This window comes from Curtobacterium uvaldense, from assembly GCF_028307415.1.
Classification (GTDB): Bacteria; Actinomycetota; Actinomycetes; order Actinomycetales; family Microbacteriaceae; genus Curtobacterium.
This window is the reverse complement of the sequence record NZ_JAQMHU010000025.1, coordinates 1-20,949: the sequence shown is the minus strand read 5'-3', so window position 1 is coordinate 20,949 and position 20,949 is coordinate 1. Positions and strand designations below refer to the sequence as shown.

The window sequence follows — 20,949 nt, the reverse complement described above, 5'->3', positions numbered from 1 at the left end:
GGCCGGTTCCGGTGCCGGTGCCGGTGCCGGTGTCGTTCTGCTCCCGCGGTTCCGTCTGCTTGCGCACAACCGGAAGCACCTCGCGCCACGGGAACCCGTGGCGCGAGGTGCTTCCGGTTGTGCCGCGAGCGCCGTGCCGCGAGCGCCGCGCCGCCTGCTGCGGCGGCTCAGGCCGCCGGCTCGTCGACCCGCCGGGCCGCCGCCGCGGCGGTCGCCGTCGTCGCGATCGGGCCGGCAGCGTCGGCGACGGCTGCCGTGGGGCCGCCGGGGCGCACGAGCACGGGACGCCGCCTCGTACGGAACACCCACGCCTTGAAGAGGACGAAGCGCACCAGGGTCGCGACGAGGTTCGCGCCGGTGAGCACCAGGACCTCGGCGCCGTGCGACGCCCCGGGCACGGTCGTGTGCAGCAGGACGAGCGACCCGGCGGTGATCGCCCAGGCGATGCCGAACACGACAAGTCCCTGCACGTGGTGGACGCCGGCCCCCGCCCGCCCTCGGACTCCGAAGGTGAAGCGGCGGTTCAGAGCGGTGTTGCCGATCGCGGTGAGGAGCAGCGCGAGGAAGTCCGCCGTCTGCGCACCGATCGCGGGCCGGAACAGTGCGTAGAGCAGCGCGAAGGCGACCGTGGACAGCACGCCGATGGTCCCGAAGCGCAGGAGCTGACCGACGATCCCCACGTGCGGTGTCGTGAAGGGCTGCCGGCCGATGGCGTCGTACACCGGGTCGATCGGGATGCGCCCGGTCGCGAGCCCCCGGGAGACCCGCCACATGCCCTTGAGGTCCTCGGCTGCGGTCGACGCGATGTGCACCGAGGAGTCCACGTCGTCGACCCAGTCGACCGGGACCTCGTGGACGCGCAGCCCCGCGTGCTCGGCGAGCACCAGGAGCTCGGTGTCGAAGAACCACGCGTCGTCCTCGCAGAGGGGCAGCAGGTGGTCGGCGGCCTGGCGGGTGATCGCCTTGAACCCGCACTGGGCGTCGGAGAACGACACGCCCATCGTGCTGCGGAGGAGCAGGTTGTACGAGCGGGAGATGAACTCGCGCTTGCCGCCGCGCACGACCCGGGAGGACCCCGCGAGCCGCGTGCCGATCGCCACGTCGGAGTGGCCGGAGAGCAGCGGTGCGACGAGCGGTTCGAGCGCCGCGAGGTCGGTCGACAGGTCCTCGTCCACGTAGACGAGCACGGCGGCCGGGGATGCTGCCCAGACCGCCTTGAGGGCGCGGCCGCGACCCTTGAGCGGCAGGTGGACGGCGTGCACCTCGGGCAGCATCGCGGCGAGGTCGTCGGCGATGCGCCCGGTGTCGTCGGTCGAGGCGTTGTCGGCGATCGTGATGCGCCAGGTGTGCGGCAACGACGTCCGGCAGAAGTGGTGCAGACGTCGGACGTGGGCGGCGAGCGTGCCCTGCTCGTCGTGGCAGGGCACGACGATGTCGATGTCGAGCGCGGTGCTGCTGTCGAGCGGGGTGCTGCTGTCGTGGGGGGTGGCTGCTTCCGTCATGCCGCCCAGGCTCGGCAGCGCGTCGATGCGGACCGCAGCAGCACCCTGTGGTGCCCCTAAGAAGCGGTCGGAGGGCTCAGCCGGTGACGCCGAGCACGATCTGCACGATCGCGACGACGGCGAGCGCCGCGATCGGCACGCCCGCGATCCAGAGCCCCGCGCGCGTCTGCGTCCGCCGGATCGTCGGCATCGCGTGCGAGGTCTGCGCGAAGCGGGTCGCGGCGACGAGCTCGGGGGCGGCGGCCGGCGGCTCGGGTTCGGGCTGGGGTCGGTCGTCCTCGAACGCCGGGACCTCGACGACCAGGTCCTCGGGTCGGGCACGCTCCGGCAGGCGGGTGAACCGCTGGTCCGTCCCGCCCGGGTCACCGTCCCGCAGGTCGCCGCTGCGCAGGTCGCCGTCCCGCAGGTCGCCGTGTCGCTGGTCCATCGCGTTCCCCTTCCGCCGGTGCCCGCAGCGTACCCGTGGCAGACGAGGAAGCGGGAGCGGGTACGCGTGACGATCCTGGTTCGCGGTCCGCGGTGATCGTGCACCGGGATCGTCAGGCGTCGGATCGGTTGCCGACCTCCGGCAGGCCGACCGTGAACGCGGTCCGTCCCGGCTCCGACACGACCCGGACGCTCCCACCGTGTGCGGTCACGACCGCGCGGACGATCGCCAGTCCGAGGCCGCTCGTCCCGTGCTCCCGCGAGCGGGACGACGAGCCTCGGGTGAAGCGGTCGAACAGCACCGGCAGGACCTCGGCGTCGATCGGGGGTCCGTCGTTCGCCACGACCAGCCGTGCGAGCCCACCCGTCGCGGCCTCGTCGCCCCCGGTGCGCGGGACCCGTTGCAGCGACACCACGACGGTCGTCCCCGCCGGGGTGTGCGTCCGCGCGTTCGCGAGCAGGTTCGTGACGGCGCGCCGCAGCTGCCCCGGGTCGCCGGACACCGTCAGCGGGTGGTCGTCGGCGAGCTGCAGCATCCACCGGTGGTCGGGTGCGGTGGCTCGTGCGTCCATCACGGCCTCGACCACCGTGGCGGTGAGGTCGACCTCCTCGTGCACCGTCCCGGGCCGGGCGGCGAGGGCCGCGGCGTCGGGCACCGGGCCGTCGGGCGCCGCGCCGTCGTGTGTCGCCGCGTCGGGTGCCGCGCCGTCGTGTGTCGCGGCGTCGAGCCGGGCGAGCAGCAGGAGCTCCTCGACCAGGTCGCCCATCCGCACCGCCTCGCGGCCGATCCGTTCGGCGTTCCGCTGCAGCGCTGCGACGTCCTGCGAACCGGCCGACAGCTCGGCGTAGGCGCGGACGGTCGCGATCGGCGTGCGCAGCTCGTGCGAGGCGTCGGCGACGAAGGTGCGCATGCCCCGCTCGGCGTCCCGTCGGACGGTCAGCGCGCGGCCGACGTGGCCGAGCAGCCGGTTGAGCGCGGTGCCGACCTGTCCGACCTCGCGGCTGACCACGAGGTCCGCGGAGGGCACCCGGGCGGCGATGTCGGCGTCGCCGCGTTCGAGGTCCAGCGCGGTGACGCTCGACGCGACGGAGGCGACCCGCTCGAGCGGCCGCAGCGATCGTCGGACGGCCAGGGTCAGCGCCCACGCCGCGACGAGGAGTGCGAGCAGCGTGGTGCTCCCGATGACGACGACGAGTCGGACGACCGACGCGCGCAGGTCCCCGAGGGGCAGCGCCGTCACGAAGACGTCGCCGCCGCGGGTGACCGCCTGCGCCCGGTACGCCCCGAGCGACCCCAGCGAGACCGTCGTGGGGGTCGCATCCGGTGCGACGTCCGCGAGCACGGTCTCCTGCGCTCGGCTGAGACCGTGCTGCTCGCCGGCACCGTCCGTGTACCCGGCGAGCACGGCGTCACCGTCGCGCAGGACCGCCACGACGGTGTCGGCCGCCTGCCCCGGCGCCCCGATGAACCGGTTGTCCGGGTCCTGCTGACCGCCGGAGGACTCCGGGGGCGGTCCGGACGGCGGCTGCCCGCCCGGGGTCCGGCCCGCCGCCGTCGCCAGCTCCGCGTCGAGCCGTCCGACCAGGTACTCGCGGTACGCGATCACGGTCACCGCGCCGACGACGACGTTCGTCGCGACGAGCAGCAGCGCCACGGCTCCGACGATCCGCCAGCGCAGCGACGGGGTGCGCACCGGTCGGGAGGCACGCCCCGCCCCGTCGGGACGGCTCACGGCGTCGGCCGCAGCACGTAGCCGGCGCCCCGGACCGTCTGCAGCATCGGCTCGCGTCCGGCGTCGAGCTTCCGCCGCAGGTACGAGACGTACATGTCGACGAGGTTCGACGACGTGCCGAAGTCCATGCCCCACACGCTCGCCAGGATCTGCTCGCGGGACAGCACCCGGTTCGCGTTCCGGGCGAGGTGGCGGAGGAGCTCGTACTCGGTCGGCGTGAGCTCGATCGGCTCGCCGTCGCGCAGCACCGAGCGGTCCTCCTCGTCGAGCCGGAGGTCGCCGACCACGACCGCGGACGACCCCGGTGCCGCGACCACCTGCGGTGCGGTCCGGGCCAGGATGCGGGCACGGACGAGCAGCTCGTCGATGCCGAAGGGCTTCGTCAGGTAGTCGTCGCCGCCGCCGGTGAGTCCGGCGAGCCGGTCCTCGGGGGCGTCCCGGGCGGTGAGGAACAGCACCCGCACGGGGTCCCGGGCGTCCCGGAGCCGCTCGAGCACCTCGAAGCCGTCGATGTCCGGCAGCATCACGTCGAGCACGACCACGTCGGGCAGGAACTCCCGCGCCGCGAAGAGCACGTCCCGTCCGCGGTGCACCGCCCGTACGGCCCAGCCGTCGCCCTCGAACGCGAGGGCGACGGCATCGGCCAAGGCGTGCTCGTCGTCGACGACGAGGACCCGGACGGGGCTGCCGTCGGTGCGTCGGAGTGGTCGGTCCGCCATGCACCGGAGCCTAGCCACCGCCGTGTCCTCGTCGTCGGTCACGTCGATGCCGTCACTTCGACGCGCTCAGGTCGTAGACGGTCTGGCCGCCGACCGTGGTCGCCTCGTAGTGCGCGGCGACCCACTCCTGGATCGCGCTCGCGGTCGACGAGCCGCCACCCATCCCGCCGCCGGAGCCCGAGGACACGTAGTAGCCGACGTCACCGGCCGCGACCCAGGCCTGGAACTCGGCCAGGGTCGGCGCGGGGTCGCTCGACCAGCCGCCGATGGCCATCACGGCGGTGTCGGTGTCGAGCTCGAGCTGCGCGGCCGACTGCGAGCCGTTCACCGCGGCCGACCACTTCGCGTCCGAGGCGGCGAGCAGCTTCGTCAGTGCCGACGACGTCGACGCGCCGCCACCGCCCATCCCGCCGCCGGTCGGGGCACCGTCCTCCGAGATCGCGTCGCCGGAGCCGGAACTGCCCGGCGTCGTCGGGACGCCGTCGCCCGTCCCCGCAGGAGCCGAGCCGGTCGGCGCTTGCCCGCCGCTGTCCGGGCCCTGCCGGGAGCCGTCCGTCCCGTCCTGCTGCGTGCCCTGCCCGCCCGGGCCGCCACCGTCCTGCGAGCCGTCCGTCTGCGTGCCGTCAGTCGACCCGCCGGGGCCTCCCGCGCCTCCCGGCTGTCCACCGCCACCGCCGCCCGGGAATCCTGCTGCGCCGCCCGTCCCACCGGAGCCGCTGCCCGCCGGGCCGACGCTCGGGATGGACCCGGAGTGCGCGACGGTCGTCGTGGCGAGCGCGTACGCGGTCGTGCCGGTCAGCCCGAACAGGGTGCCGGCGAGGACGCCGACGGTGACGGCCTTCCGGAGGGTGGGCACGCTGCCGACGACGATCGCCGCGGCGGACAGGAGCCCCCCGGCGAGCACCACCCATCGGAGCCAGGGCAGCCAGGTCGGGTCCTCGTTCAGCAGGCACCAGCTCCAGAACGCCGTCCCGCCGACCATCGCGGCGAGGCCGAGGCGACCGGTGACACGCTCGCGGGCGTGCCAGAGGAGCGCACCACCGGTGCCGACCAGGCCGGCGATCGCCGGGGCGAGCGCGACCGTGTAGTACGGGTGGATCGTGCCGGACATGAACGAGAAGACCAGACCGGTGACGATCAGCCAGCCGCCCCACAGCACCAGACCGGCGCGTGCCGGATCGGCGAGGTGCCGACGACCGACGACCACCAGGCCGAGGACGAGCGCGACGAGCGCGGCGGGCAGGAGCCAGGAGATCTCGAGGCCCATCTCGGACGAGAACAGGCGGTCCAACCCGGTCGCACCGCCGAACGACGAGCCCGCGGTGCCGCCTCCGCCCGTGCCGCCCCCGCCGCCGCCGTTGCCCGAGCCGCCGAAGATGCGACCGAGGCCGTTGTAGCCGAACACCAGGTCGAGGACCGTGTTGTCCGTCGACCCACCGATGTACGGGCGCGACTCCGCGGGCCACAGCGCCACGGCGACCACCCACCACCCCGCGGACACGACGAGCGAGACCGCAGCGATGCCGAGGCCGATCGCGCGCCGGCCCCAGCTCGTGCGTGCGGCGAACAGGTACACGAGGCCGAACGCCGGCAGGACGAGCAGGCCCTGCAGCATCTTCGTCAGGAACGCGAAGCCGAGGGCGACACCGGCGAGGGCGATCCACCGCCAGCTGCCCCTCGGGAGCGCCCGGACGGTGCAGTACGCGCCCGCGGTCATGAGCAGGACGAGGAGCGCGTCCGGGTTGTCGAAGCGGAACATCAGCGCGGCGGCCGGGGTCGCGGCGACGACGAAGCCGGCGAGCAGCGCACCGACGTTCGCGGTCGTCGCACCGAGGCGGGCGAGGGTCCGCCGGACCGTGCCCCACACCAGGGCGACGGAGCCGACGGCCATGAGCGCCTGGGGGAGCAGCAGGCTGGTCGACGAGAAGCCGAACACCCGGGCGGACAGCACCATCACCCACAGCGAGGCCGGGGGCTTGTCGACGGTGATGAAGTTCGACGAGTCGAGGGAGCCGAAGAAGAACGCCTCCCAGGACTTCGTGCCGGCCTGCACGGCGGCGGCGTAGAAGCTGTTCGCGTACCCGGAGATCCTGAGGTCCCACAGGTACACGACGGCGGTCAGGACGAGGAGCGCCCAGAACGCCGGGCGGAGCCAGCGGGCGTCCTCGCGCTCGCCGGCGAACAGGCGGACGAGGGGCTGGCGTCGACGGACCCGGGCGGCGGTGCTCCCACCGGGGTGGGCGCGGCCCGGACGGTCGGTCGCGGGGGTCGGGTAGGTGGTCATGTCGACGACGATCGCCGGTCCGGGTCGGCCGATCCGATGTGTTCCCTCGGTGCTCCCTAAGAGCGCTGCACGGTGCCGGAGGCGGCCTCGCGGCGGACCCGTCGGCGGGCCTGGCGGATGCTCGCGCGCTGCAGCCGCATCGACGGCCACCCAGCGGTGCGCGCGTGTGTCGCGAGCTGTTGGTCCGGGTTCACCACGACGGGGTTCCCGACGAGCGAGAGGAGCGGGATGTCGTGCCGCGAGTCCGAGTAGGCCCAGCAGATCGCGGGGTCGGCACCGGTCCTCGCCAGGAGCGCCCGGGCGGCGACGGCCTTCTGCTCGCCGTGCAGGAACGCGCCGTCGAGGCGGCCCGTGTACACGCCGTCCTGCACCTCGAACACGCTGCCCAGGGCACCGGTCAGGCCGAGGCTCCGCGCGATCACGTCGGCGAGGAACGTCGGCGTCGCGGTGACGAGCCAGACCTGGTGGCCCTTCGCGAGGTGCTCCCGCGCGAGCGCGGCGGTCTCCGGCCAGACGCTCGGTTCCGTGTGGCGCTCCCACACGTCGTCGGCCAACCGGGCCATGTCGGTGACGGTGATGCCGGTGATGACCTCGAGCCCGCGGGTCTGCGCCGCGGCGAGGTGCCGGTCGTCCTCCCCGCGCACCTTGAACCGCGCGTGCTTCCACCCGGCGCTGACGATGTCGCGCAGGGTGATCAGTCCGGCGGCCCGGAGGCCACGGACCAGGTGGAAGGCGCTCGCGCCGTGCACGAGCGTGTTGTCCACGTCGAACAACGCGAGGACCGGGCCACCCGTCTGCTCCACCGCCATCGCGCCAGCGTAGGTGACACACCTGCGTCCCCGCCGCTGTGGACGCCCCGCGGCGTCAGGCGTAGCGGCGGGCGGCGCGCAGGGCGTGGTCGGTGTACGAGCCGCCGAACAGGTACACGTGCAGGAGCAGCGGCGCGAGCTGGTGGAGCTCGACACGCTCCTGCCAGCCGTCCGCCAAGCGGGACTCGGCGTCGTACCCGGCGAGCACCGACTCGAGCCGGGGGAGTCCGAACAGCGCCAGCAGTGCCAGGTCGGTCTCCGCGTGCCCGCCGTGCGGCGTTGCGTCGATGAGCACCGCACCGGTCGGTTCCGAGGAGTCCGTGTGCCACAGGACGTTCCCCGCCCAGAGGTCGCCGTGGATGCGCGCCGGAGCGTCGCCGACGAGCCGGGGCTGCGGGGAGCCGAGCGTGCCGTCCTCGAGCCGGTCGGCCACGCGCTCGAACACCGCGGCCTCGGCAGCGTCGAAGCCACCGCGGTCGACGATGCGCTGCACGAAGTCCCGGATGCGGTACTCGGCGAAGAACGCGCCCCAGGTGGCCGGCGCGTCGGCGGCGCTCGTGAACGGCGTCCGCGACCGACCCATCCGCAGGCCGCCGCGGGTCGGGAACCCGGGCGAGGGTGCACCCCAGTGGTCGGCACCGGCGGCGTGGGTGCGTGCGAGCGAGCGACCGAAGCGCTCGGCCTGTGCACGCGTCGGGCTGCCGTCGCGGATCTGCTCGAGGTGGAGCACGGTCGGCTCCGGGTGGTCGAGCACGCGGGCGATCCGGGTGCCGCCGGTCTCCTCGGCCTCGGCGAGCCAGGCCAGTCCGGCGGCCTCGGCGGTCGCCTCGTCGGGGTCGCGGAACGTCTTCACGTGGATCTCGGGCACCGGTCCATCCTGCCGACGGTGCCCGACGGGTGTTCAGGCTCCGCGGCGGGCGGCGTGCACGACCAGGGCGAGCTGCACCCGGTTGTCGACGCCGAACTTCTCGTACACGTGCCCCACGTGGGTCTTCACGGTGGCCAGGCTCACGAACAGGTCCGCGGCGATCTGTGCGTTCGAGGCTCCGGCGGCCACGGCGAGGGCGACCTCGGTCTCGCGGTCGGTCAGGGTGGCCAGGAGCGCGCGCTCGGTGGCCCCGTCGGCCGCGGCGGTCGCGACGGCGGCCGTCCCACCTTCCGTCCCGGTCGAGGCGCTCGCCGCGACGGCGATGACGCGGTCGAGCACCGACGGCGACAGGATCGACCGCCCGGCGGCGACCGTCCGGACCGCGTGGACGAGGTCGTGCGGCGGGGTGTCCTTGAGCAGGAAGCCCCGGGCGCCCCGCTGCAGCGCTCCGAGCACGAGGTCGTCGTCCTGGAAGGTGGTCAGGACGAGCACGGCCAGCTCCGGCTGCTTCCGGAGCTCCCGTTCGGTGGCGACGAGGCCGTCGCAGCGGGGCATCCGGATGTCCATGAGCACGACGTCGGGTGCTGCGGAGGCGATCACGCCCTCGGCCTCGAGTCCGTCGCCGGCCTCGCCGACGACCTCGATGCCGTCGTCGCCGCTCAGGAGCAGTCGGAGCCCGGCCCGGACGAGGTGGTCGTCGTCGACGAGGACGACCCGGATCGGTGCGCTCACGCCGTCCACGGGAGCACCGCCTCGACCACGTGGGTGCCGTCGTCGTCGCGACCGGCCGTGAAGGTCCCACCGACGAGCCGGGCCCGTTCCGCCAGGCCCCGCAGGCCGTGACCGCCGGGAGCGCCGTCGCCGGTGCTCGCGGGTCCCACCGCCGGGTTGCCCACCAGCACGCGCAGCGCCGGGCCGTGGAGCACGTCGACCGTGACGGTGACGGGCTGCCCCGGAGCGTGTCGGCGGGCGTTCGTCAGCGCCTCCTGCACCACCCGGTAGGCGTGCCGCCCGACGGTGTCCGGCGCGGCGGTGACGGCCTCGTCGACGGTCGCCGACACCACGGCGCCCGAGGACCGCGCCTCGTCGAGCAGCGCGGGGAGGTCGCGCAGGGTCGGCTGCGGAGGAGCGGCTCCGGCGAGCGCGGCGGTGTCCCCGGGTTCCCGCAGCACGCCGAGCACGTCGCGGAGCTCGGTGAGTGCGGCGTGCGCCTCGGCCCGGACGACCCCGGCGGCCTCGACCGTCTCGTCGGGTGACAGCGATCGGCCGCGGTACTCGAGCGCCCCGGCGTGCAGGGCGACGAGCGACAACCGGTGTCCGAGCACGTCGTGCATCTCGCGGGCCAGGTGCGCCCGCTCCTGCTCCCGGGCGCGGTCCTCGCGGAGCTGCTGGTCGCGTTCGAGCAGGGTGGCCCGTTCGCGCAACCCGTCGAGCAGGGCCCGCCGCTGCCCGATCGCGATGCCGATCGCGACGAGCAGGGCGGTGAGCACGACGGCCGCGACGAGCACCTGCCACAGTGGCGTGGCGTCCTCGACCGGGTACAGCCCCTCACTGAACATCGAGGCGGCCACGAACGCCGCACTCCCGATCGCGATCTCGGCCGGGCGCCGCCGGGTGACGAGCGAGACCAGCGCGAGGACGGCCGCGCCGACCGCGAAGGTGGACACGGTGCTGCCGGCGATGACGAGCACGCCGACGAGCAGTGGCGCCCGGTGCCGGAAGGGGACCAGGACGAGCGCGGTGAGCCCGACCGCGAGGTCGACGAGCAACGCCGCACCGAGCCGGGCCTCGCTCCACCGTGTGGTGTCGAGGGTCGACCAGATCGCGCTGAACGCGGTGAGCCCGACGAGTGCCGCGAGCACGAGTCGCCACGACTGCGCCCACACGCGTCGGCCGAGGGGCACGGGACGGAGCACGGTCGAGGTCACGGCTCCGAGCCTAGGAACCCCGGCACCCGCGCGGGATCGGCCGAAGGTCGGAGAAACGGCGGCGGCCGGGGTCACACCGCGTCGACGAGGGCCCGGGCCAACGGGTGCCACGGCCGCGAGTCCGGTCCGCTGAGCACGAGTGTCCGCACGTACCGCGGCTCCACGGGCAGCATCACCAGGTCGTCCGGCAGCATCACCCGCCCGAGCGTCGGGACGATCGACACCCCCTCGCCCCGCTGGATCATCCCGAACATCGTGCTCATCTCCCGCACGCGGTGTGCCCAGCGGAACGGTTGCCCGGCGAGCTCGTGCATCCGCTGGATCTGGTGCTCGCAGCCTCCGCCGCCGGCGACCAGCCCGTCCTCGTGCAGGTCGTCGAGCGTCAGCGCAGTACTCGACGCGAGCGGGTGGTCGCGCCGGACGACCGCGCCCATCTCGTCCCGCGCGACGACCACGCTCCCGTCGGGTGCCGGCACCGGGTCGACGAGCACGGCGGCGTCCACGGTGCCGCCCTCGAGCCACTCGGCCATCTCGTCGTCGTCACCCTCGTAGACCTGCACGTCGACGTCCGGCAGCGTCACTGCCCACAGCTCGCGGAGCCGCGGTAGCAGGCCCTGGCAGACGGTCGGGACGGCGGCGAGGCGCACGGTGCCGCGGATCGTGGCGGGCCGCACCACGGCCTCCAGGGCGTCGACCGAGGCGAGCACGCTGCGGGCGTGGGCCAGCATGCGGTCGCCGAGCGGGGTGGCGACCGCTGCGCCGCCGCGCCGGACCACGGGCCCGCCGACCTCGCGTTCGAGCCCTGCGACGGCGTGCGAGACGGCGGACTGGCCGACGCCGAGGGTGGTGGCCGCGCCCGTGAAGGAGCCGGCGTCCACGGTGGCGACGAAGGCGCGGAGCTGCGGGATCGAGAGGGTCATGCGTGTCCTTCATGCCGTCATGCAGGTCAGTCGTTCGACACATGTGCCGTTCAAGGCCGATGCTAGCGCTCGTGAACGCCCTCCTCTACGTCCTGGTCGCCCTCACCTGGGGCTCGAGCTTCTTCTTCGCGAAGATCGGGCTCGAGGGGCTCGCCCCGCAGCAGGTCGCCACCGTCCGCACGGTCCTCGGAGCCCTCACGCTCGTCGTGGTGCTGCTCGCGACCCGTCGACGGTGGCCGCGCGAGCGGCGCGTCTGGGGGCACCTGTTCGTCGTCGCGGTGTTCCTCAACGCCGTCCCGTCCTCGCTCATGGCGTGGGCCGAGCAGACCGTGCCGTCGGGTCTGGCGAGCATCTACAACGCCACGACTCCGATCATGACGCTCCTCGCACTCGCGGTGCTGGTGCCGTCCGAACGGCTCAGCCGCCGCCAGCTCGGCGGCGTCGTGCTGGGGATCGTGGGTGTCCTCGTGCTCGTCGGTCCGTGGGACCTGGTCGGCGACCCCGCCGTGCTCGCCACCGTCCCCGGCCAGGTCGCACTGCTCGGCATGACCGCGTCCTACGGCATCGGACTGGCGTGGCTCCGGCGCTTCGGCGTCGGCAGCGGGCAGGACCCGACGACGGTCGCGACGGTGCAGCTCACCCTGGCGGCGCTGCTCATGCTGCTCGTCGCGCCGGTCATCGCGACCGGGCCGGTGGACCTGGACTGGAGGATCGTGGCCGCGATGGTGGCGCTCGGTGCGGTGGGCACGGGGCTGGCCTACGCGTGGAACACGCGCCTGGTCGGCGCGTGGGGCGCGGGGCGTGCCTCGACCGTGACCTACCTGACGCCGGTGGTCGGGGTGGCGCTCGGGGTCCTCGTGCTCGGGGAGCCGCTGCGGTGGAACGAGCCCGTGGGTGGGGTGGTGGTGCTGCTCGGGATCGCGTTGGCGTCCGGGGTGCTGCGCGGGCGGCGGCGGAGCGCCCCGCGGGCTGCAGCCGCCGCCTGACGTCGCTCGGGCGGGGCGGGGCGGGGCGGGGCGGGGCGCTGCCCGTTCTTTCCCAAAGCGGCTGCGATGGAAGGTGGAACCGGGCGTACCTGGTGGGAACGGACGACCAGGTACGCCCGGATCGACCAGGTACGCCCGGAACGGCCGGGTACGCCCGGATCGACCAGGTACGCCCAGAACGGCCAGGCGCACCAGGACCGATCAGCCCCGGGCTCGCTCAGCTGTTCCGGTCCGAGCGGCGTGCGGTCGGGCGTCTGCCGACCGAGGACTGGAAGCGCAGCAGGTAGCCGTCCGGGTCCTGCACGAGGAACTGCTGGACCCCCGCCTCCTCGGCGCCGAGGTCGTACCACTTCGTCTCGGGCCGCATGAAGAGCCGGACGCCGGCGGCGTCGAGGCGGTCGGCGATCGCAGCACTGTCGGGCACGGTGACCTGGAGGTTGATGCCCCGGCCGAACGGTCGATCGAGCGGACCCGTCACCCAGTTGCGGCCGATCCCGACCTGTTCGAGCATCACGTGCGCAGACCCGAGCACGAGGTAGGCGAAGCGCTCGTCGGGACGGTCGTAGGCGACGGTAAACCCGCACGCTCCGCACCAGAAGGCGAGACTCCGGTCGAGGTCCTCGACCAGCAGCTCCGGGACGAGGGCAGGGTCGAGGGTGTCCGGCACGGGACCATCGTGGCACCGTCCGCGGCAGTACGCTCGCCCCGTGCTGACGATCGAGACCGTGCTCCCCGGTGCGCCCGCCGCCGCGAGCATCCTCCGCCGGTACACGTCCGAGGTCGCCTCGCGGTGGTACGGCCGGCCCGCGACGGAGGACGAGGTCGACCAGGCACTCCACGACGAGCCCTCCGACGACCTCACGGGCACGACCGGCGTGCTCCTCGTCGCCCTCGACGACGGGGTACCGGTCGCGTGTGCCGGCGCGCGCTTCCGCGGGGACGTCGCCGAACTGACCAAGGTGTTCACCCTGGGCGAGGCCCGCGGACGGGGCGTCGGGAGACTCATGGTCCGCGCCGTCGAGCGGGTGTGCGCGGAGCGGGGCGTCGACACGGTCCAGCTCGACACCCGCGGGGAGCTCGCCGAGGCCTGCGCGTTGTACGAGCGGCTCGGCTACCAACGGGTCGAGCCGTTCAACGACGAGCCGTACTCCGACCGCTGGTACCGGAGGTGCCTCGCTGGAACGTCCGCCTGAACCTCCGGCGGGTCAGAAGGCGGCGAGGGCGTTCTCGAGCATCCGGTGCCCCTGTCGTTCGAAGCGCTCGTCGTGCACCGCGAAGGCCCACACGGCCGTCCCGACCGCCTCACGCAGCTGGAGCCAGCGCCAGTCGTCGGTGTCACGAGGATCGGACCCGTAGCCCGCGAAGAACGCGTGCTCGAGCTCGGGGGAGTCCTCCCAGTGCAGGACCGCCAGGCGGGTGAGGTCCGCTGCGGCCGGGCGGAACCCGAAGCGACCGAAGTCGATCGCACGCAGTCGGCCGTCCTGCACGATCCAGTTCCGGGGGTGCCAGTCGCCGTGCGTCGGCACCAGGGTCGCGGCGTGCGGGGTCGACGACCGGAGCAGCGTCCGCGCGCGGTCCTCGAGCTGCGGATCGATGCGGTGCGGGGCGTCGAGGGAGCGGAGTGCCTTCGCGGTCTCGGCCGTCAGGTACTCCGCATCGGTGCGGGCCGCCTGGTCGTGGAGCCGTCGGAGGATCGTGCCTGCCTGTCGGTGCACGGTCGCAGCGGTCTCGTCGGGGGTCCCGAGCGCGAGGTGCCCGGGGACCCGCTCCAGCACGAGCACACGGCTCTCGGCGTCCGCGGCGACCAGACGGCCCGTGTCGTCACCACGGAGGAGCGCCCCGGTCCACTGCCGGTGCGCCGTCAGCTCCCGTGGGAAGTGCGTGTTCTCCGGTCCGGACGCCTTCACGGTGTGCTCCCCGGCACCGTTCCGGACGTGGAGCACCCGGGTGTCGAGGAGGCCCCACGACTCGTCCGCCACCATCGACGCCCCGGGGAGCACCTGCGCGACGAACGCCGCCTGCGCCGGGCTCAGCCCGCTGTCGTCCCACCCCACGGCGCCATCCTGGCACGTGCGCGACGAGTGGTCATCCGGTAGTCGCGCACCGTCCTTGTCGCCCTCGGACACGGGCGGTACAGTCCGGATCACCCGTCGACGGAGACGGCCCCTCGACGGGACGAGGAGCGCACCGCAGTGCTGCGCGCTCCCCGCACGTGCCGCCGCCGACCGGTCGAGGAGGATCACATGGCGAGCAACCACGCAGTCGCGTACAAGGGACCCGGGAAGGTCGAGGTCATCGACACCGACTACCCGACGTTCGAGCTCAAGGACGGACCCGGGGTGAACCCGGCGAACGTCGGACGCAAGGTGAACCACGGCGCGATCCTGCGCACCGTGGCGACGAACATCTGCGGCAGCGACCAGCACATGGTCCGCGGCCGCACGACCGCTCCGACGGACCTCGTGCTCGGGCACGAGATCACCGGCGAGGTCGTCGAGGTCGGTCCGGACGTCGAGTTCATCAAGGTGGGGGACATCGTCTCCGTGCCGTTCAACATCGCCTGCGGGCGGTGCCGGAACTGCAAGGAGCGGAAGACCGGCATCTGCCTCAACGTGAACCCGGACCGCCCGGGCAGCGCCTACGGCTACGTCGACATGGGCGGCTGGGTCGGCGGCCAGGCCGAGTACGTGCTCGTGCCCTACGCCGACTGGAACCTGCTGAAGTTCCCGGACCGCGACCAGGCCCTCGAGAAGGTCCTCGACCTCGCGATGCTCTCCGACATCTTCCCGACCGGCTTCCACGGTGCGGTGACCGCCGGGGTCGAGGTCGGCTCGACGGTCTACGTCGCCGGCGCCGGGCCGGTGGGTCTCGCCGCCGCGACGGGCGCGTTCCTGCTCGGTGCGAGCGTGGTGATCGTCGGGGACATGAACGCCGACCGGCTGGCGCAGGCGCGCAGCTTCGGGTGCGAGACGGTCGACCTGACGAAGGGCGACCCGGCCGACCAGATCGACCAGATCCTCGGTGAACCCCTCGTGGACTGCGGCATCGACGCCGTGGGCTTCGAGGCGAAGGGGCACGGCTCCGGTGCCGGACACGAGGCCCCGGCCACCGTGCTCAACTCCCTGATGGACGTCACGGCCGCCGGCGGCGCACTCGGCATCCCCGGGCTCTACGTCACGGGTGACCCGGGCGGCGTCGACGAGGCCGCGAAGAAGGGCGCCCTGTCGCTCAGCCTCGGCACCGGGTGGGCCAAGTCGCTGTCCTTCACGACGGGGCAGTGCCCGGTCATGAAGTACAACCGGCAGCTGATGATGGCGATCCTGCACGACCGCACGAGCATCGCGAAGAACGTCAACGCGAAGCCGATCGGACTCGACGAGGCCCCTCGCGGGTACGAGGAGTTCGACAAGGGTGCCGCGACGAAGTACGTGCTGAACCCGAACGGCCTGATCCCGGCGGCCTGACCACCGCACGGTCCGCGTCGCATCGACACCCGGTGCGGCGCGGACCGTGGCCGTCGTCGCACTCGCGCAGCCACCGGTCCGTACGCTCGCCGGTGTGAGCGACACCCGCCGGCCCTCGACCGTCCGCCTGCTGTTCGCGTCGTCACACCCCGGACCGACGGTCACGGTGACGGTCCTCGCCGCGGTGATCGCCGCGGCCGTCGGGCACCCGTGGTGGCTCGTCGTGCTCGTGGCGCTCGCCGTCGTGGCCGGGCAGCTGTCGATCGGCCTCGCCAACGACTGGATCGACGTCGACCGCGACCGGGCCGTCGGCCGCAGTGACAAGCCCGTCGCCCGCGGACTGATCGCCGTCGGGACCGTCCGGACCGCGGCCGTCACGACCGCGAGTGTCGCCGTGCTCCTGTCGCTCGCCCTGGGGCCGGTCGCCGCTGTCGCCCACGTCGTCCTCGTCGCGGCCGGCTGGGCCTACGACGCCGGACTGAAGCGGACGGTCTGGTCCGTCGTGCCGTTCGTGGTGGCGTTCGGGCTGCTGCCGGTCGTGTCCGTCGCTGCCGGGGGCGACGGTTCGTGGCCGGCGTGGTGGGCGATCGCCACCGGAGCGGTCTTCGGCGTCGCGATCCACTGCACCAACGTGCTGCCGGACCTGCTCGACGACGAGGCGACCGGCGTCCGTGGGTTCCCCCACCGGCTGGGGCTCCGGGGCGCGGGGACGCTGGCGTTCGGGTCGCTCGTCGTCGCGGCGGCGCTGGTGCTCGGCGGCCAGGTCGCCGGCGGAGGCGTCGGCACGGCCGGGACGGTCCTGGCGGTCGTCGGAGCCCTCGTGGTCGTCGTGCTCGCGGTGGTCGGGATCCGCCTCGTGTTCGCCGGTCGTCCGACGCGGGCACTGTTCCGCCTCGTCATCGCGTCCTCGCTCGTGCTCGTCGTCGAGCTCGGCGTCGCCGGCGCCCGACTCGTCGCCTGACGGCACCGGAAGCGGCACCGGTACTGGCACTGGCACGGGCACGGGCACTGGCACCGGCACGGGCACTGGCACCGGCACCGGCTGACTCAGGCCCACCGCATCGCGTACACCCCGGCGAGCCCGTCGGCGCTCGGCAGCGCGAGCACGGTGCGGAGCAGCGCCTCCCGCCCCACCGACCCGAGCACGCCCGTGGGACGCCCGAGCGCCATGTTCAGTTCCGCCTGCCGAGCAGCCCGCCGCGCCGCGGCCTGCCGCCCGACGGCGTACCCGTTCGCGGACTCCTGCCACGGTCCGCCCGTGCCGGAACGGACGGCTTCGGCGAGCAGTGGCGCGAGCGCGGCGGCGTCGAGCCAGCCGAGGTTCATGCCCTGGCCGCCGATCGGACTGATCTCGTGCGCGGCGTCCCCGACGAGCACCACCCGTCCGACGCCGACGCGCGACGCCTCTCGCCGCCGCACGCGGAAGCCGCTCGTCATCGTGCACGTCGCCGGGTCGGGCCGTGCACCGGTGCGCCCGGCGACGATCGCGGCGAGACGGGTGGCGGCGTCCGGGTCCGGTGCGCCACCGGCCGGTGCGGTGCGGTCGTCCGGCACGAGGGCGACGTACCGCCGCCTGCCACCCGGCAGCGGGAACGACTCGACGACGCCCTCCGGTCCGACGTCGACCAGTGCTGACGACCGGGCCTGCTCGGGTTCGGGGTCGGCGAAGTCGCCCATCACGTACCGGTCGCGGTAGTCGCGGCCCGAGGTCGCGATGCCGACCAGGTCCCGCACCGCGCTCCGGGCGCCGTCCGCGCCGACGATGAAGGCCGCCTCGACGACGACCGGGGCACCGTCGGGTCCGACACCGTGCGCCACGACGTCCCCGACGCGGCGGGACAGGGCGGTCACCGTCGTGCCCGTCCGCAGCGTCCCGGACGCGAGCCGGTCGCGCAGCAGCGCCTCGGTGCGGTGCTGGTCGAGCGTCGCGACGTACGGGTGCGTCGCGGAGGCACGGTCGAACGACAGCGTCCCGAGTTCCCGTCCGCGACTCCGGGCCACGCCCGTGCGGACGAGCACCGCCTCGGCGAGCACCGCGGTGTCCAGGCCGATCGCGGCGAAGGCGTCGAGCGACGGCGGGTGGATCCCGATCGCGCGCGAGCCCGTCGGCTCGGTGTCGCGCCGCTCCCAGACGGCGACCGTGACGCCCAGCCGCTCGAGGAGTGCAGCGGCGAACAGGCCGACGGGCCCGCCCCCGACGACGAGCACGTCGACGCGTTCCGTGGTCACGGAGGCGAGCCTACGGAACGGTCACGACGACCCACCCAGGCGTCGCCGGACGGGAGGCGCGTGGCGGGCGCGCCACGGGCCTCCCGTCCGACGGTGCGTCACGTCGGCGGACGCTCGCCGACCTCGTCAGGTGGTGACGCGTGCGCGTTCGGCGCGGTCCTCGGCGGCGAGTCGACGGGCCTCGCGGAAGCGCTTCTGTGCCTTCTCGACGGGGACCTCGACGGCGTACGCGGCGCCGACCGCCACGACGACGGCGACCGCGATCATGAGCACCTTGCCCCACGGCCCGACGGCGAAGGGGTCGAGGAGCGCGATGACGAGCGGGTGCCAGAGGTACGCGGCGTACGACACACGCCGACCGAACCACGAGACCGGCGACCAGGCGAGTGCGGCCGACAGCGGCGACCGCACCGACACGAGCCCGCCGATGAGCACCGCGGAGACGACACCCGTGAGCGGCAGCACGACGCTGAAGGTCCAGGCGTGCTGTGCCCAGTCGTCGCCGATCCACAGCATGGTCCCGGCGAGCAGGACGATCCCGGCCCAGGTCGCGACGTGCCCGGCGATCCCGGCGGCCCACGTGCGGATGCGCTCGTCGTCGAGCAGCAGTGCGAGCAGGCACCCGGTCGCCAGCGGGACGACCCCGAGCACGGGGGAGAAGTAGACGTCGGGCGTCGCGCCGCTGTTCGGCTTCGCGTAGACCAGGCCGGCGACGACCGAGCACACCACGATCACCGCGCCGAGCCCGACGATGAGCCAGCGTCGACGGGAGCGGACCAGGAAGAGCAGCACCAGGACGGGCGGCCAGACCAGGTAGAACTGCTCCTCCATCGACAGCGACCACGTGTGCGCGAAGACGCCCTGCGTGGTGTCCCAGAAGGAGCGGAAGAGGTTGCCGGTGTAGGTCAGTGCGATGAACGCGGCCTCGCCGGGGCTGAACGAGGCGCCCTTGTAGTCACCGACCCAGTTCCACAGGACCAGCCCGACCACGACGAGTGCGACGAGGGCCGGGTAGAGCCGGAGCAGACGCTTCAGCCAGAAGGTCCCGAGACGGATGCGTCCGGTCTTCCGGTGCTCACCGAGCAGCAGCGTCGTGATGAGGAACCCGGAGAGGGCGAAGAACACGGTGACGCCGATGAAGCCGCCCTCGAACTGCGGCACGTGCAGGTGGTACAGGATCACCATGGCGATGGCGATCGTCCGGAGCCCGTCGAGGGCCGGAGCGCGGCGGGTCAGCGGCGGTGGCGGCGTCGGCCGGGCAGCACGGGTCCCACGGCCGACCGGTGTGCTGCGGTCGACCGAGCGGGCGTGCTCGGGGGCGAGGGTGTTCGTCGCCACGCTTCCTCCCTGTGAGGATCGTTCGAACGGATGACGACGAGCTTGCCCTGTCCGGGTAAGAGGACGCTCAAGATCCGGGGTGCAGGATCCTGGTCAGTGCGTCCAGCCGCTCGTGCACGATCGCCGCGAAGTCGCGGTCCTCGCCGTCCGTGATCCACTGCGTGAAGGACAGGTGGAACACCGTGACCGCCGTCTCCGCGGCGATCGTGGCCGCCGGCTCGTCGATCCCGTGTGCGCGCAGTGCGCCGCCCAGGTGGACCTTCAGGGTCGCGAGCTTGCCGAGCTCCCGCTCGCCCAGTGCGGGGACGGCGTCGATGACCTGCTGCCGTGCCCGGGACCACGCGCGACGGTCGTCGGGGAAGAACGCGGCCGCGGAGTCGAGCGCGCGGCCGACCAGGGCGAGGGCGGGTGTCCCCACGGGCGCCTGGGCGATCGGGTCGGTGAACATGCCGGTGAAGTCGTCCTGCCCGGCGAACAGCACCTCGCGCTTGTCGGCGAAGTGCCGGTAGAAGGTGCGTTCGGTGACCTCGGCCGCCGCGGCGATCTCGGCGACGGTCGTCTCGTCGTAGCCGTGCTCGGCGAAGCGCTGCAGCGCGGTCGCCTGCAGTCGTTCCCGGGTGCCCGATCGCCATCGTGCCATGGGACGATCCTACTGATGACAGTCGCTGACATCGAGTGCTACGGTGATGTCAGTCCGTGACATCAGGCTGCGGGCACCCACGAAGGGACCACTCATGCACGTGTTCGTCACCGGGGCCTCCGGATGGATCGGCTCCCACACCGTCGACGACCTGCTCGCCGCTGGGCACGACGTCACCGGCCTCGCACGCTCCGACGCGGCGGCGGCGGCGCTCGAGACGAAGGGCGTCACGGTCCTGCGCGGCGACCTCGACGACCTCGGGGCGCTCGCCCGTGGTGCGGCCGGTGCCGAGGGGGTCCTGCACCTCGCGAACAAGCACGACTGGTCCGACCAGGCTGCGACGAACGCCACCGAGCGCGCCGCCGTCGAGACCCTCGCGAGCGCCCTCGTCGGCACGGACCGACCGTTCGTGGTGGCATCCGGGGTCGCGGCGCTGGCTCCGGGTCGTCCCGCCGAGGAGCGGGACCCGTCTCCCTTCACCGGCGTGGACAGCCCCCGCGGCGGCAGCGAGAACCGGGCGCTCGACTTCGTCGACCAGGGGGTCCGCACGATCGCCGCGCGGTTCAGCCCGACGACGCACGGCGTCGGCGACCACGGTTTCGTCGCGTACCTGGCCGGGGTCGCGCTCGAGCGCGGGGTGTCCGGCTACATCGGTGACGGCAGCAACCGCTGGGCGGCCGTGCACGTGACCGACGCCGCCCGCATGGTGCGGCTCGGTCTCGAGCAGGCCCCCGCGGGCGCACGGTTGCACGCCGTCGCCGAGGAGGGGATCCCCACGCGGGACATCGCCGCAGCGATCGGCGACGCGCTCGGGCTGCCGGTCACGAGCATCGACCCGTCGGACGCGTCGGCGCACTTCGGGTTCATCGGCGGGTTCTTCGGCGCGGAGATGTCGGCGTCGTCGACCGCGACGCAGGAGTTGCTCGGGTGGGAGCCCGTCGGGCCGTCCCTGCTCGAGGACATCGCCGCGGGGGCGTACGCACACGCCGCCGCGCGCTGACGGCCGCGTCCGCCGCGCTCGTCACCACGGTGGCGAGACTCGGCACAGCGGACAGTTTCGCGACGCAACCGCCGCGAATCTGTCCGCATGGCCGAGTCTCGGC

General features: G+C 73.7%; 20 protein-coding genes. 5 read left to right on the top strand and 15 right to left on the bottom strand.

What is annotated here, in order from left to right:
• Positions 1–167: 167 nt before the first annotated feature.
• The 10 genes from PIJ49_RS13330 to PIJ49_RS13285 form a co-directional block, all read right to left on the bottom strand.
• Complete coding sequence (locus PIJ49_RS13330; RefSeq protein WP_271826823.1) at positions 168–1,502, bottom strand: glycosyltransferase; 1,335 nt, start codon at positions 1,500–1,502, stop codon at positions 168–170.
• Between the two features lie 76 nt (positions 1,503–1,578).
• On the bottom strand, positions 1,579–1,929 hold the full coding sequence (locus PIJ49_RS13325; RefSeq protein ID WP_271826822.1) for a hypothetical protein: 351 nt from the start codon (positions 1,927–1,929) through the stop codon (positions 1,579–1,581).
• Positions 1,930–2,041: 112 nt separating this feature from the next.
• Positions 2,042–3,661, bottom strand: coding sequence for a sensor histidine kinase (locus PIJ49_RS13320; protein ID WP_271826821.1), 1,620 nt, complete (start codon positions 3,659–3,661; stop codon positions 2,042–2,044).
• Positions 3,658–4,380, bottom strand: a complete 723-nt coding sequence (locus PIJ49_RS13315) for a response regulator transcription factor (RefSeq protein WP_066655996.1) — start codon at positions 4,378–4,380, stop codon at positions 3,658–3,660. The genes PIJ49_RS13320 and PIJ49_RS13315 overlap by 4 nt, the downstream gene beginning before the upstream one ends.
• A gap of 52 nt (positions 4,381–4,432) precedes the next feature.
• Positions 4,433–6,664, bottom strand: a complete 2,232-nt coding sequence (locus tag PIJ49_RS13310) for an ArnT family glycosyltransferase (RefSeq protein WP_271826820.1) — start codon at positions 6,662–6,664, stop codon at positions 4,433–4,435.
• Positions 6,665–6,720: 56 nt separating this feature from the next.
• The gene (locus tag PIJ49_RS13305; RefSeq protein WP_271826819.1) at positions 6,721–7,473 is read right to left on the bottom strand and encodes an HAD family hydrolase; all 753 of its coding nucleotides are present in this window, start codon (positions 7,471–7,473) and stop codon (positions 6,721–6,723) included.
• Positions 7,474–7,528: 55 nt separating this feature from the next.
• On the bottom strand, positions 7,529–8,341 hold the full coding sequence (locus tag PIJ49_RS13300; protein WP_235426369.1) for a fructosamine kinase family protein: 813 nt from the start codon (positions 8,339–8,341) through the stop codon (positions 7,529–7,531).
• A gap of 33 nt (positions 8,342–8,374) precedes the next feature.
• On the bottom strand, positions 8,375–9,082 hold the full coding sequence (locus PIJ49_RS13295; RefSeq protein ID WP_251154440.1) for a response regulator transcription factor: 708 nt from the start codon (positions 9,080–9,082) through the stop codon (positions 8,375–8,377).
• A complete protein-coding gene (locus tag PIJ49_RS13290) occupies positions 9,070–10,269 on the bottom strand; it encodes a sensor histidine kinase (RefSeq protein WP_271826818.1) in 1,200 nt (399 codons plus the stop codon). The genes PIJ49_RS13295 and PIJ49_RS13290 overlap by 13 nt, the downstream gene beginning before the upstream one ends.
• 71 nt (positions 10,270–10,340) lie before the next feature.
• On the bottom strand, positions 10,341–11,189 hold the full coding sequence (locus tag PIJ49_RS13285; RefSeq protein WP_271826817.1) for a LysR family transcriptional regulator: 849 nt from the start codon (positions 11,187–11,189) through the stop codon (positions 10,341–10,343).
• A 71-nt stretch (positions 11,190–11,260) separates the two neighbouring features.
• On the opposite strand from PIJ49_RS13285, the gene PIJ49_RS13280 reads away from it, so the two are divergent.
• A complete protein-coding gene (locus PIJ49_RS13280; protein ID WP_271826816.1) occupies positions 11,261–12,175 on the top strand; it encodes a DMT family transporter in 915 nt (304 codons plus the stop codon).
• Positions 12,176–12,392: 217 nt separating this feature from the next.
• On the opposite strand, the gene PIJ49_RS13275 is transcribed toward PIJ49_RS13280, so the two are convergent.
• On the bottom strand, positions 12,393–12,842 hold the full coding sequence (locus PIJ49_RS13275; RefSeq protein WP_271826815.1) for a bleomycin resistance protein: 450 nt from the start codon (positions 12,840–12,842) through the stop codon (positions 12,393–12,395).
• Positions 12,843–12,882: 40 nt separating this feature from the next.
• Here PIJ49_RS13275 and PIJ49_RS13270 point away from each other — a divergent pair, with 40 nt between their 5' ends.
• Positions 12,883–13,368: a GNAT family N-acetyltransferase gene (locus tag PIJ49_RS13270; protein WP_271826814.1), complete on the top strand. Its 486-nt coding sequence runs from the start codon at positions 12,883–12,885 to the stop codon at positions 13,366–13,368.
• 12 nt (positions 13,369–13,380) lie between these two features.
• On the opposite strand, the gene PIJ49_RS13265 is transcribed toward PIJ49_RS13270, so the two are convergent.
• A complete protein-coding gene (locus tag PIJ49_RS13265) occupies positions 13,381–14,229 on the bottom strand; it encodes an aminoglycoside phosphotransferase family protein (protein ID WP_251154444.1) in 849 nt (282 codons plus the stop codon).
• A 189-nt stretch (positions 14,230–14,418) separates the two neighbouring features.
• Here PIJ49_RS13265 and fdhA point away from each other — a divergent pair, with 189 nt between their 5' ends.
• Complete coding sequence (gene fdhA / locus PIJ49_RS13260; protein ID WP_251154445.1) at positions 14,419–15,639, top strand: formaldehyde dehydrogenase, glutathione-independent; 1,221 nt, start codon at positions 14,419–14,421, stop codon at positions 15,637–15,639.
• A 94-nt stretch (positions 15,640–15,733) separates the two neighbouring features.
• Entirely contained in the window at positions 15,734–16,600 is an 867-nt protein-coding gene (locus tag PIJ49_RS13255; RefSeq protein WP_271826813.1) for a UbiA family prenyltransferase, read from the top strand.
• A gap of 86 nt (positions 16,601–16,686) precedes the next feature.
• Here PIJ49_RS13255 and PIJ49_RS13250 read toward each other — a convergent pair whose 3' ends face one another.
• The 3 genes from PIJ49_RS13250 to PIJ49_RS13240 form a co-directional block, all read right to left on the bottom strand.
• Positions 16,687–17,868, bottom strand: a complete 1,182-nt coding sequence (locus PIJ49_RS13250) for an FAD-dependent oxidoreductase (RefSeq protein ID WP_271826812.1) — start codon at positions 17,866–17,868, stop codon at positions 16,687–16,689.
• A gap of 126 nt (positions 17,869–17,994) precedes the next feature.
• Positions 17,995–19,206, bottom strand: a complete 1,212-nt coding sequence (locus PIJ49_RS13245) for an acyltransferase family protein (RefSeq protein ID WP_271826811.1) — start codon at positions 19,204–19,206, stop codon at positions 17,995–17,997.
• Positions 19,207–19,273: 67 nt separating this feature from the next.
• Complete coding sequence (locus PIJ49_RS13240; RefSeq protein WP_271826810.1) at positions 19,274–19,846, bottom strand: TetR/AcrR family transcriptional regulator; 573 nt, start codon at positions 19,844–19,846, stop codon at positions 19,274–19,276.
• 94 nt (positions 19,847–19,940) lie between these two features.
• Here PIJ49_RS13240 and PIJ49_RS13235 point away from each other — a divergent pair, with 94 nt between their 5' ends.
• Complete coding sequence (locus PIJ49_RS13235; protein ID WP_271826809.1) at positions 19,941–20,846, top strand: NAD-dependent epimerase/dehydratase family protein; 906 nt, start codon at positions 19,941–19,943, stop codon at positions 20,844–20,846.
• Positions 20,847–20,949: the final 103 nt, after the last annotated feature.